This window comes from Ruegeria sp. HKCCA5491 (assembly GCF_013034565.1).
In the GTDB taxonomy this organism is placed as follows: domain Bacteria; phylum Pseudomonadota; class Alphaproteobacteria; order Rhodobacterales; family Rhodobacteraceae; genus Ruegeria.
This window is the reverse complement of sequence record NZ_WQGG01000020.1, coordinates 1-11,787: the sequence shown is the minus strand read 5'-3', so window position 1 is coordinate 11,787 and position 11,787 is coordinate 1. Positions and strand designations below refer to the sequence as shown.

Below are 11,787 nucleotides of genomic sequence, written 5' to 3'. Positions count from 1 at the left end.
TCGATGCGACGTAGAAAGAGTGGCGGGCGGATAGCTTGCCGTCAGATGTTAGAAACAGCGTGCCTTATCTGGCAAGAAAAACTGCCTGTGATATGTACCATTGACCGTATCTGATGGAGAATCTTTTGGTCTCGCTGCCAATTAGTCATTTGTTATTAAACATATTTTTGAAGTGGCAGCGCTGCCATTCCCGAAGCACCTTCTGGAAAAGCCGAATAATAGACGCCGATTTTTTAGGCATTGAAAGGGTGCGGTTCGCGCTTTTGCCGGGCCGCAGGCTGGGATAGCGTAGCGGTCATGAGTAGTACCCCTCGATTCATTCACCTCCGCGTTCACACCGAATATTCCCTGCTGGAAGGCGCTGTGCGGCTGAAAAAGCTGCCGGGTCTGTGTGAAAAGATGGAGATGCCCGCCGTCGCTGTTACTGACACCAACAGCATGTTCTCAGCTTTGGAGTTTTCCGTGACAGCCAGTGGCGCGGGTGTGCAACCGATCATGGGGTGTCAGGTTGATCTGACATATGTTCAGGCGCAACCCGGCGAAAAGCCCAAAGCACCCGCGCCACTGGTGTTGTTGGCGCAGTCTGAGGTTGGTTATGAAAACCTGATGAAGCTCAGTTCATGCTTATACGTGGACAAGGGCGGGCAGTTGCCGCAGGTCACGTTGGAGGAATTGGCGGATCGGTCAGATGGCTTGATCTGCCTGTCCGGCGGCCCGGATGGGCCAGTTGGTATGTTGCTGCAACAGGGGCAGCGCCCGGCGGCGGAGGCCTTGGTGGATCGGCTTGCCGGTATGTTCCCGGATCGCCTTTACATTGAATTGCAACGCCATCCTGGTGAGGGTGGACAGCCCGAGGCAGAACGCCTGACCGAGCGTGGTCATGTCGAGATGGCCTATGCCAAGAACCTGCCTTTGGTCGCCACCAATGATGTCTATTTCCCGACATCAGATATGTATGAGGCGCATGATGCGCTGATCTGTATCTCGGAGGGTGCGTATGTCGATCAGCAGGACGGTCGCCGCCGCCTGACAGCGCAGCACTATTTCAAGTCGCAGCAAGAGATGACGACGTTGTTCGCTGATCTGCCCGAGGCGATTGAAAACACGGTTGAAATAGCGCGACGTTGCGCCTTCATGGCCTATCGCCGCGATCCGATCTTGCCCAAATTTGCCGATGACGAGGTGGCTGAGCTGCGCCGTATCGCCAACGAGGGGTTGCAGAAACGTCTGGCAGTGATCCCGCATGCGGTGACGCCCGAGGAATATCAAGAACGGCTGGATTTCGAACTTGGCATCATCGAAGGGATGGGGTTCCCCGGCTACTTCCTGATCGTTGCGGATTTCATCCAATGGGCCAAGGACCACGACATTCCCGTCGGGCCGGGGCGGGGGTCTGGCGCGGGTTCGTTGGTGGCATATGCACTTACGATTACCGACCTTGATCCGCTGCGCTACAGCTTGCTGTTTGAACGGTTCCTGAACCCCGAGCGGGTCTCGATGCCCGACTTTGATATCGACTTCTGCATGGATCGCCGCGAAGAAGTGATCCGCTATGTTCAGCAGAAATACGGGCGCGACAAGGTAGGGCAGATCATCACCTTTGGTGCGTTGCTGTCCAAGGCTGCCGTGCGCGATATCGGGCGAGTGCTGCAGATGCCTTACGGGCAGGTGGATCGCCTGTCGAAGATGATCCCGGTCGAAGGGGTCAAACCCGTCTCCATCGAAAAGGCGCTGAAAGACGAACCCCGTCTGCGTGAAGAAGCGCGCAACGAGGAAGTCGTGGACCGGCTGCTAACCTATGGCCAACAGGTCGAGGGGCTGCTGCGGAACGCCTCGACTCATGCGGCGGGGGTTGTGATCGGGGATCGGCCTTTGGACGCGCTGGTGCCTCTGTATCAGGATCCGCGCTCGGACATGCCCGCAACCCAGTTCAACATGAAATGGGTTGAACAGGCCGGGCTGGTGAAATTCGATTTTCTGGGTCTGAAAACGCTGACGGTGATCCAGAACGCGATGGACATCATCTTCAAGTCCGGGCGACCCCTGCATATCGCCGCCGATGGCACCGAGCTTTACGAACCGGCAGAGGGGGCCGAGAACCAGATCAACGCCATCCCGCTGGATGATGAGGCGACATATAAGCTCTATTCTGCGGCCAAGACAGTGGCGGTGTTCCAGGTGGAATCCTCGGGCATGATGGATGCGCTCAAGCGCATGAAACCCACTTGTATCGAGGATATCGTGGCCCTTGTGGCGCTGTACCGCCCCGGCCCGATGGAGAACATCCCGACCTATTGCGAGGTCAAGAACGGGCAGCGGAAAATCGAATCCGTGCATCCGCTGATTGACCACATCCTTGAGGAAACGCAGGGCATCATCGTTTATCAGGAGCAGGTTATGCAGATCGCTCAGGTCATGGCGGGGTACAGCCTTGGCGGCGCGGACCTGCTGCGCCGCGCGATGGGTAAAAAGATAAAAGAGGCGATGGACGCCGAACGCCCCAAGTTTGAAAAGGGTGCGGGTGAAAACGGCGTGGACGCCAAGAAGGCATCCGAGGTGTTCGACCTGCTGGAGAAATTCGCCAACTACGGCTTCAACAAATCCCACGCGGCGGCTTATGCGGTGGTCAGCTATCAGACCGGCTGGCTGAAAGCGAACCACCCGGTCGAGTTCATGGCCGGTGTCATGAACTGCGATATCCACCTGACCGACAAGCTGGCTGTCTATTTCGAAGAAGTCCGCAAGGGGCTGGAACTGCCCTATGTGCCGCCCTGCGTGAACCGGTCCTTGGCGACGTTCGACGTGGTTAAAGGGCATCTGGTCTATGCGTTGGGCGCGCTGAAAAACGTGGGCGTTGAGGCGATGAACCTTGTGGTCGATGGACGTCGCGCCGGAGGAGCGCAGGATGAAACGAGCGATAAGCCTTTCGTGAACCTGTTCGATTTTGCCCGCCGGGTGGATTTGAAAAAGGTCGGTAAACGCCCACTTGAGATGATGGCACGGGCGGGGGCGTTTGATCAGCTCGACAAGAACCGCCGCCGCGTGTTCGAAAGCCTTGAGCAATTGGTGCAGTATTCAGCCGCGATCCATGATCAGAAGAATTCAAACCAGGTGTCCCTGTTCGGCGAGGCCGGGGATGATCTGCCTGAGCCGCGCCTGTCCACTACGCCGGACTGGTTGCCAGCCGAACGTCTGAGCGAAGAATTCAAGGCCATCGGGTTTTACCTGTCGGGCCATCCGTTGGACGACTACATGCCCGCATTGAAGCGCAAACAAGTGATGACGCTGGATGAGGTAACGGAAAAGGCGCGCTCTGGCCCGTTTATTGCGAAAATGACAGGCGTGGTCGCCGGGCGGCAAGAAAGGAAATCCGCCAAAGGCAATCGGTTCGCCTTTGCGCAATTGTCTGACCCAACGGGCGCGTATGAGGTGACGCTATTCTCTGAAACGCTTGAGAAGTCGCGGGAATATCTGGAAACTGGCGCACAGGTAGTTTTGACCGCCGAAGCCACAATGGAGGCTGATCAGTTGAAGTTGCTGGGTCGGTCGGTAGGCCCAGTAGATACGGTCGTGGCCGATGCGGGGGCCACCGGTCTGCGCATTTTTGTGGACGAAGAACAAGCCCTGCCCACCGTGGCCAAAGTGCTGGAGGATGCGGCGGGTGCTGCCAAAAACGCCGCGCGCGGGCCGATCCAATTGTTGTTGATGGCCCCCGGCCTGCCAGGTGAGGTCGAGATGGAACTGGGACATGATTTTCCGATCAACCCGCAGATCAAGGGGGCAATCAAATCTCTGGACGGTGTCATGTCGGTTGAGGAAATCTGAAAACCCACGGTTCATTGCCAGAAGACGCCTGTCGGGGTAGGCTGGAATTCTGTTGAAATTCATTTGGGTTAAGTCGCGGGAGGACGCCAAATGGGAAATTCCAGGCTGTATTTCAAAATATGGGTGGTCGCGGTTGCAACCTCGCTGGTTCTGATGCCGGCGACACAGGCGCTCGCGGACAAGAAAAAGGAAGAAGACGCGATCAAGGGCGCTTTGATAGGCGCAGGGGTCGGAGCTTTGGTCGGTGACGGCAAAGGTGCGGCGGCTGGCGCGGTTGTCGGGGCCATAATCGGTGCCAACAAGTAGTATCCGGACCTGTCGGACCGAGTGCAAAAGCTATATTCGAAAGGACTTGATATGCGTTTTCACGTATTCACGCTGGTTTCAGCCGCTGCGTTTTTGGCGGTGCCTATGGCAGCTAAGGCCGACGACGAAGCTGATCAGATGAAGCAGGACGCTTTGCCGTTGATGTATCACACTTGCGCCTCGGTCATTGAAGAGGCGGACGGGAATGACGAATATGTTCTGGATGTCGTCGGCAAGATGACGGCTTTGTCTCTGTATAATCGGCAGATCGACATTGAGGCATATGCGGCGTCCGACGAAGACAAGGCCAGACTACGCGAAACCTTTCTGGCCGCGCTGACCGAAGGATGTGATGGTGACGAGGACGCGCTGTTGGGTGGTGTGGTCGATTCAGCGGTGAAAAAGACCTTGGGATTGTAAGTCTTCAGTAATGCGGCGGGCGTTCGTCGCCAAAGACGACACCGCCGGACCCTTCTTGTGCCCGTTCAGCCTCGCGTTGCAATAGCATCTCGACGCGTCGGGTCAGGCGGTCGATCTCGGATTGCTGGGCCGTGACGACTGCGTTCAGATCTTCGACCGTGCGGGTCAGGTGGGCGATCTGTTCTTCCAGATGCTGCATGGGGATCTCCTTTGGGCGTGGTCATAGCGGCACGGGCGGACCATGACCAGCGAAAGCGCGCCTTGCCCCGATGCGGGGCATGGGATAGACCGCGCGCGGAACACTAAACGCCCAAGGACGCCCCACATGGCCAAGCCCAAGAAACAGCCCCGCCCCAAGGCCGTAACGCCAAAAGGGTTCCGCGACTATTTCGGCCAGGAAGTCTCGCAGCGCGCGCAGATGCTGCAGACGATTGCGGACGTCTATCATCGCTATGGGTTTGACGCGCTAGAAAGCAGCGCCGTGGAAACGGTCGAGGCACTTGGCAAGTTCCTTCCGGATGTGGATCGTCCGAATGAGGGTGTGTTTGCGTGGCAGGAATTTGACGAGGGCGGGAATGGCGACTGGATGGCCCTGCGCTATGACCTGACAGCACCCTTGGCCCGTGTCTATGCGCAGCACCGCAACGACCTGCCGACGCCCTATCGCCGCTATGCGATGGGTCCGGTCTGGCGGAACGAAAAGCCGGGGCCGGGGCGATATCGTCAGTTTTATCAATGCGATGCGGATACAGTTGGCACGGCGTCGATGGCTGCGGATGCCGAGATTTGCGCGATGCTGTCGGACACGTTGGAGACCGTGGGAATTCCGCGCGGCGACTATCTGGTGCGGGTGAATAATAGAAAGCTCTTGAATGGTGTGATGGAAGTAGCGGGTGTGTTGGACCCAGAAAATCCCGAAAAGCACTCGTTTGAGCGAGGAATTGTTCTCAGGGCCATCGACAAAGTCGACCGTTTGGGCCCGGTCGGAGTTCGAGAACTCTTGGGCGAAGGTCGTCGCGATGACAGTGGTGATTTCACTCAAGGTGCGGGACTCACTGAGATTCAAAAATCGCTTGTTATGGCATTTGTTGCGAACGATACGAAAGGTTCGCCGAGCTTAAGCGTTATTTCGGACATTGTTCGCGGTGGCGGCACGGACAAGTTTTCTCAAACGGGAATGGATGGGGTTCGGGAACTCGAAGAAATATCCGAATTGCTTGAGGCGCAAGGCTATGGCCCTGACCGCATTGTCATCGACCCCTCGGTCGTACGTGGACTGGGCTACTACACCGGACCGGTCTATGAGGCTGAACTGACTTTCGAGATTTTCGACGAGAAAGGCCGCAAGCGGCAGTTCGGGTCGGTCTCGGGCGGTGGTCGCTATGACGATCTGGTAAAGCGATTCACTGGACAGGAAGTGCCCGCGACCGGTGTTTCCATCGGTGTCGACCGGCTGTTGGCCGCCCTGCGCGAAAAGGGCCGGATCGCGGCGCAGGCCAAAGGCCCCGTCGTTGTCACGGTAATGGACCGCGACCGTATGGCCGATTATCAGGCTATGGTGGCCGAGCTGCGCAATGCTGGCATCCGGGCCGAGGTTTATCTGGGCAACCCCAAGAACTTTGGCAATCAGCTGAAATATGCGGATAAGCGGAACTCACCCATCGCGGTGATCGAAGGTGGCGATGAAAAAGCCAACGGGATCGTGCAGATCAAGGACCTGATCCTTGGGGCCAAGATCGCCGAAAGCGCCACGCTTGAGGAATGGAAAGAACGCCCCAGCCAGTTCGAGGTACCACGCGGTGATCTGGTCGCCAAGGTGCGTGAAATTCTGGACAGTCAGGACTGACCCATGCCCAACCGTTCCCAGATACAAGCCCGCGCCGCGATGATGCGCGTCAGGTTCGAGGCGGCAGGCGCGCAGGTCGTGGACCCTCCGCTGCTGCAACCTGCGGACACACTGCTGGACCTTTACGGCGAGGACATCCGCGCGCGCGCCTATGTGACCTCGGACGCGTTGCGGGGCGAACAGATGTTGCGCCCGGACTTCACCCTGCCCGTGGTGCAGATGCATATGTCAGACGGGGCCGAGCCAGCGCGCTATACCTATTCCGGTGAGGTTTTCCGCCGTCAGGAGCACGACCCGGACCGTTCGAATGAATATATTCAGGTCGGGTACGAGGTATTCGACCGCAACGACCCCGCAGGCGCGGATGCGGAAGTTTTCTCGTTATTTGCGCTGCAATTGCGTGGCTTGCCGTTGCGCGCGGCGACCGGGGATATCGGTATCCTGACCGCCGCCGTTGCGGGTCTGAAAACCACCGACCGCCGCAAAGCCGCGCTGATGCGGCACCTGTGGCGGCCTCGCCGCTTCCGCGTTCTTTTGGATCGCTTCGCTGGTCGCAAGCCCGGCCCGGAAGGGCGTGACACTCTGCTGGATGCCAAAGACCCACTTGCCAATGAAGCGCCTATGATCGGCAAACGCCGCGCCGCCGAGATCGAGGCGCGGATCGCCGCGCTGCGCGAAGATCGCGATACGCCTCCGATTTCGGATAACGAATTGGTCGGGCTGGAAACCCTGTTGAACGTGCGCGAAACGATGCCCTTCGCACTGGAACAATTGCGAGATGTGGCGGTGGATTTACCGCAGATCACCCCGGCGTTGGACAGGCTCGAGGCGCGGGTCGCGTCGCTGCAGGCGCGTGGCGTGGATGTGGAGCGGTTGGATTTCGAAGCTGCCTATGGCCGCACGTCAATGGAATATTACGACGGCTTTGTTTTCGGTTTTTACGCCGAAGGTCGCCCCGACCTGCCGCCCGTTGCAACTGGCGGGCGCTATGACGCGCTGACCCGGCAGTTGGGGAACGGGGCCGAAATTCCGGCCGTAGGTGGCGTCATTCGCCCTGACCTGATGCTTGAAATCGAGGAGGCCGCGCAATGAGTTTGAAACTGGGCGTGCCCTCGAAGGGCCGGTTGATGGACAAGACCTTTGGCTGGTTCGAAAAGCGCGGCATCACCCTGTCGCGCAGCGGATCGGACCGGGAATACGCGGGTAAAGTCGATGGGATCGACGGTGTTTCACTGATCCTGCTATCCGCAGGGGAAATCCCGCGCGAACTGGCCGCTGGGCGCATTCATCTGGGTGTGACCGGTATTGATCTGGTGCATGAGAAACTGCCGCGCTGGGAACAGCAGGTCGAACAGATATCACAGCTTGGTTTTGGCAAGGCGGACCTGATCATCGCGACCCCCGCCTGTTGGGTGGACGTGGATACGCTGGACGATCTGGATGCGGCGGCGGCAGCCTTCCGCAAAACTCATGGTCACCGGCTGCGGATTGCGACCAAGTATCACCGGCTGGTGCGGGAATTTCTGACGGACGCGGGCGTGGCGGATTATACGCTGGTCGACAGTCAGGGCGCGACCGAGGGCACCGTGATGAACGAAACCGCCGAGGCGATTGCTGACATCACCTCGACCGGGGAAACCCTGCGCGCGAACCACCTGAAAATCCTGACCGACGGGCTAATCCTGCAATCGCAGGCAACGCTATGGCGCAGCCGTGTGGCCAAGTATGAGGCTGAGGACAAAGCCGTTCTATCCGAACTGCTGGACCGCCTTAGCTAAAGCAACCCGATATCCGCCAATGCGCGGTTCAGATCGTCGGGCAGGGCGTCGTCTTGCTCGCGGCCCTTGGGCAGATCGGCCGGAGTATCCTCGGGTTTCAGATAGCGCCAGCCTTGAAAGGGGCGCTTCAGGGCGTTCTGGGTGCGGTGTACTTCGGGGTCCAGTACGATCGCGCAACGACGGATGCCGTCCTCGCCCCGAACCTCGTCCAATCGCAAGATGCGCTGGCGGCATTGGATCACGCCTTTGATCACCCAATAGATTGATCCGCCGTTCAGAATCTCGGTCTCGCGTTTGGGCCACATGCGGGTGACATGGCGCGGGCAGCCGTCCTCATAGAGCGGTTTACGGCTGTCCTGCCACGCCATCAACGTATCGACGCTTTCCGATCCGACCGAAAGTTTGATGAGGTTTACGTACTTATCCACAGCTTTCCCACAGAGTCGTCCCAAGGCCCACCCCTATATTGTAGCTTGCATGGCGATGCTATCAAGGTGTTGTGGTTTTGTTGTGATTTGAGGTAGTCTGGATACCTCTTTCAGGACAGGGAATCACCAATGAGCCGCTTTGCCGCCCCCATCGCCGAGCAGATCTGGGACATGAAATACCGCTTCAAGCAGGCGGATGGCACACCTATTGACCAAACCGTCGAGGATAGCTGGCGGCGCATCGCCCGCGATCTGGCGCGTGTGGAAAAAGACGCGGCCCATTGGGAGGACAAGTTCTTTGAGGCGCTGGAGGATTTCAAATACCTCCCCGCGGGACGCATCACCGCGGGCGCCGGGACCGCGCGTCAGGTAACGCTGTTCAACTGTTTTGTCATGGGCACTATTCCCGACAGTATGGGCGGCATTTTCGATATGCTGAAAGAGGCCGCACTGACGATGCAGCAGGGCGGGGGGATCGGTTACGATTTCTCAACCATCCGACCACGCGGCGCGGATGTGCATGGCGTAGCTGCGGATGCCTCTGGCCCGCTGTCGTTCATGGATGTGTGGGACGCGATGTGCCGCACCATAATGTCTGCGGGTTCGCGCCGTGGGGCGATGATGGCGACGATGCGCTGCGATCACCCGGACATCGAACAGTTCATCACCGCCAAATCCGACCCCGCCCGTTTGCGCATGTTCAACATGTCGGTGCTGGTGACGGACCCGTTTATGGAAGCGGTCAAGGCCGATGGCCCGTGGGAATTGGTCTTTGGCGGCAAGGTCTATCAAACGGTGCAAGCGCGTGATCTGTGGAACAAGATCATGCAGGCTACCTATGATTATGCCGAGCCGGGCGTGATCTTCATTGACCGCATCAATCAGGCCAACAACCTCAGCTATGTGGAAACCATCGCGGCGACGAACCCTTGTGGCGAGCAGCCCCTGCCGCCATATGGCGCGTGTCTGCTCGGCTCGATCAACCTTGCGCGGCTGGTGGCGGAACCCTTTGAGGACGCCGCCCATCTGGATGAGGCTGCATTGCAGGAACTGGTCGCCACAGCCGTCCGTATGATGGACAACGTGGTGGATGCGTCGAAATTCCCGTTGATCGAACAAGAAGCCGAGGCGCAGGACAAACGCCGCATCGGGCTGGGTGTGACCGGGCTGGCCGACGCGCTGCTGATGTTGGGTCTGCGCTATGGCTCGGACGAGGCGGCGCGTCAGACCGAACGCTGGTTGCACGCGATCGCCCGCGCCGCGTATCTGGCGTCGGTCGATTTGGCGAAGGAAAAAGGGGCGTTCCCTTTGTTCGACGCCGAGAAATATCTGGCCAGCGGCACTATGCAGCAGATGGATGAGGATGTACGCGATGCCATTCGCGAACACGGCATTCGTAACGCTTTGCTGACCTCGATCGCGCCGACGGGGACGATATCGCTTTATGCGGGTAACGTATCTTCGGGGATCGAGCCGGTCTTTGCCTATGCCTACACGCGCAAGGTGCTGCAGAAAGATGGTTCGCGCACCGAAGAAGAGGTCGTGGATTATGCCGTGCAGATGTGGCGCGACAAGTTCGGCGATACCGCCCTGCCCGATTATTTCGTGAACGCGCAGACGCTGTCCCCTTCGGATCACGTCAAAATGCAGGCGGCGGCGCAGAAATGGATCGACAGCTCGATTTCCAAGACAATCAACTGCCCCGAAGACATCAGCTTTGACGCCTTCAAAGACGTCTACATGCAGGCCTGGGATCAAGGCTGCAAAGGCTGCACGACCTATCGTCCGAATGATGTGACCGGATCGGTCCTTACGGTTTCTGAAAGCGCGGACAAGGTCCCGGGTGAGAGCGCTGACGCGCCGCACGAGGTTGATGGCGGCGACGTGATCTACATGTCCGAACCGCTGGACCGGCCGCAATCGCTGGAGGGGTCGACCTACAAGCTGAAATGGCCCGATAGCGAGCACGCGATCTACCTGACCATCAACGATATCGTGATAGGTGGGCGTCGTCGTCCGTTCGAGGTGTTCATCAACTCGAAAAACATGGAGCACTACGCCTGGACGCTGGCACTGACCCGGATGATCTCGGCCGTGTTCCGGCGTGGTGGTGATGTGTCATTCGTGGTGGAAGAGCTGAAGGCCGTGTTCGACCCGCGCGGCGGGGCCTGGGTTCAGGGCAAGTACATCCCGTCGATCCTTGCTGCGATTGGTGGCGTCATTGAACAACACCTTATCAACATCGGATTTCTGGAAGGCGAGGGAATGGGCCTAAAGTCCGACCCGCAGGCGCAAGTGGTGAACATGGATGGGCCACGCGGCAAGGCGTGCCCGTCTTGCGGGCAGTTCGATATGGTAATGATCGAGGGCTGTATGACATGCCGAAGCTGCGGGCATTCCAAATGCGGCTAAACGATCTGTTATAAGGTGGTGTTTGGGTGGGCATAAATAGCCCATAAGGTTGATTTTTGCGCCCAGTTGAACGGTCTTTAATGCCCACAGATTCTTAAGGCTTTGAAATAAAATAAAAAAGATTACTGTAGAGTTTTGAGACTGTTCTGCGTTGGGCGACCATCGATAACATTCGCGCTATTGACCAAAACCTGAAAATCTCAAGACTATGGCCATGGAACCAAATCGTCTCATACGCGTCACACGCAAAAGCTGACCAGAATGTTGTACTTACCCAGCAAAACCGCTCGGGCAGTTCCATGGCTATCGGATACCTAATTGATGAAAAACAAATCGCCTATCGAGGAGTCCCCTCAATACTCCGAATTGAACGCTCGATTTTCCCGTTTTCTCCTGGACTTCCGAAAGGAAAAACTCGCGCAGCAACTTGCCGGAGACGACAAAAACCGTGACGAGATTACTCGCGGAGACTTTCAATCATTCAAAGCGCGGATGACTGAGGGTTTAGAACTAACCGATTACGATCTAGATCGTATTCACCGCCGAGTATTGTCTGTACTTCTCCGCCCCGAAGCGGGCTCGGTGCTACAAGACGAATGAGGCCGGAAGGCGTGAAACTAGCGTTTAGACCGATCCGCTTTGACAATGATTCAGTCCTGAATCTCACTTGAGCATCTGCGGTCACGTCACTGTGCACTCTCCAGTGAAACAACAAACTGTCCGTTATCAGGGATTTTGGGACAGATGGCCGCCTGAGCTAAGAGAGGATCTG

General features: G+C 57.9%; 10 protein-coding genes. 8 read left to right on the top strand and 2 right to left on the bottom strand.

Going from position 1 to position 11,787, the window contains the following annotated elements; genetic code table 11:
* Nucleotides 1–297 precede the first annotated feature (297 nt).
* The 3 genes from dnaE to GOV88_RS19970 all read left to right on the top strand — a co-directional run bounded on the left by dnaE (nucleotide 298) and on the right by GOV88_RS19970 (nucleotide 4,551).
* The gene (gene dnaE, locus GOV88_RS19980) at nucleotides 298–3,825 is read left to right on the top strand and encodes a DNA polymerase III subunit alpha (protein WP_171241495.1); all 3,528 of its coding nucleotides are present in this window, start codon (nucleotides 298–300) and stop codon (nucleotides 3,823–3,825) included.
* A gap of 90 nt (nucleotides 3,826–3,915) precedes the next feature.
* The gene (locus tag GOV88_RS19975; protein WP_171120159.1) at nucleotides 3,916–4,131 is read left to right on the top strand and encodes a glycine zipper 2TM domain-containing protein; all 216 of its coding nucleotides are present in this window, start codon (nucleotides 3,916–3,918) and stop codon (nucleotides 4,129–4,131) included.
* 51 nt (nucleotides 4,132–4,182) lie between these two features.
* Nucleotides 4,183–4,551: a hypothetical protein gene (locus GOV88_RS19970; protein WP_171241494.1), complete on the top strand. Its 369-nt coding sequence runs from the start codon at nucleotides 4,183–4,185 to the stop codon at nucleotides 4,549–4,551.
* Nucleotides 4,552–4,555: 4 nt separating this feature from the next.
* Here the strand turns inward: GOV88_RS19970 and GOV88_RS19965 are convergent, their stop codons facing one another.
* A complete protein-coding gene (locus GOV88_RS19965; protein ID WP_171120162.1) occupies nucleotides 4,556–4,750 on the bottom strand; it encodes a SlyX family protein in 195 nt (64 codons plus the stop codon).
* 126 nt (nucleotides 4,751–4,876) lie between these two features.
* Here GOV88_RS19965 and hisS point away from each other — a divergent pair, with 126 nt between their 5' ends.
* The 3 genes from hisS to hisG are packed head-to-tail and all read left to right on the top strand — an operon-like array spanning nucleotide 4,877 to nucleotide 8,175.
* Nucleotides 4,877–6,397: a histidine--tRNA ligase gene (gene hisS, locus GOV88_RS19960; RefSeq protein ID WP_171241493.1), complete on the top strand. Its 1,521-nt coding sequence runs from the start codon at nucleotides 4,877–4,879 to the stop codon at nucleotides 6,395–6,397.
* A gap of 3 nt (nucleotides 6,398–6,400) precedes the next feature.
* A complete protein-coding gene (locus tag GOV88_RS19955) occupies nucleotides 6,401–7,489 on the top strand; it encodes an ATP phosphoribosyltransferase regulatory subunit (protein ID WP_171241492.1) in 1,089 nt (362 codons plus the stop codon).
* Entirely contained in the window at nucleotides 7,486–8,175 is a 690-nt protein-coding gene (gene hisG, locus GOV88_RS19950) for an ATP phosphoribosyltransferase (RefSeq protein ID WP_171127010.1), read from the top strand. Before GOV88_RS19955 ends, hisG begins: the two co-directional genes overlap by 4 nt.
* Here hisG and GOV88_RS19945 read toward each other — a convergent pair.
* Entirely contained in the window at nucleotides 8,172–8,603 is a 432-nt protein-coding gene (locus GOV88_RS19945) for a DUF1489 domain-containing protein (protein ID WP_171120170.1), read from the bottom strand. The two genes, hisG and GOV88_RS19945, sit on opposite strands and share 4 nt — an antisense overlap.
* Nucleotides 8,604–8,732: 129 nt before the next feature.
* Here GOV88_RS19945 and GOV88_RS19940 point away from each other — a divergent pair, with 129 nt between their 5' ends.
* Nucleotides 8,733–11,015 (top strand): adenosylcobalamin-dependent ribonucleoside-diphosphate reductase, encoded by a 2,283-nt coding sequence (locus tag GOV88_RS19940; RefSeq protein WP_171135015.1) that lies wholly within the window; start codon nucleotides 8,733–8,735, stop codon nucleotides 11,013–11,015.
* Nucleotides 11,016–11,336: 321 nt separating this feature from the next.
* Nucleotides 11,337–11,615 (top strand): hypothetical protein, encoded by a 279-nt coding sequence (locus GOV88_RS19935; protein ID WP_170332125.1) that lies wholly within the window; start codon nucleotides 11,337–11,339, stop codon nucleotides 11,613–11,615.
* Nucleotides 11,616–11,787 lie beyond the last annotated feature (172 nt).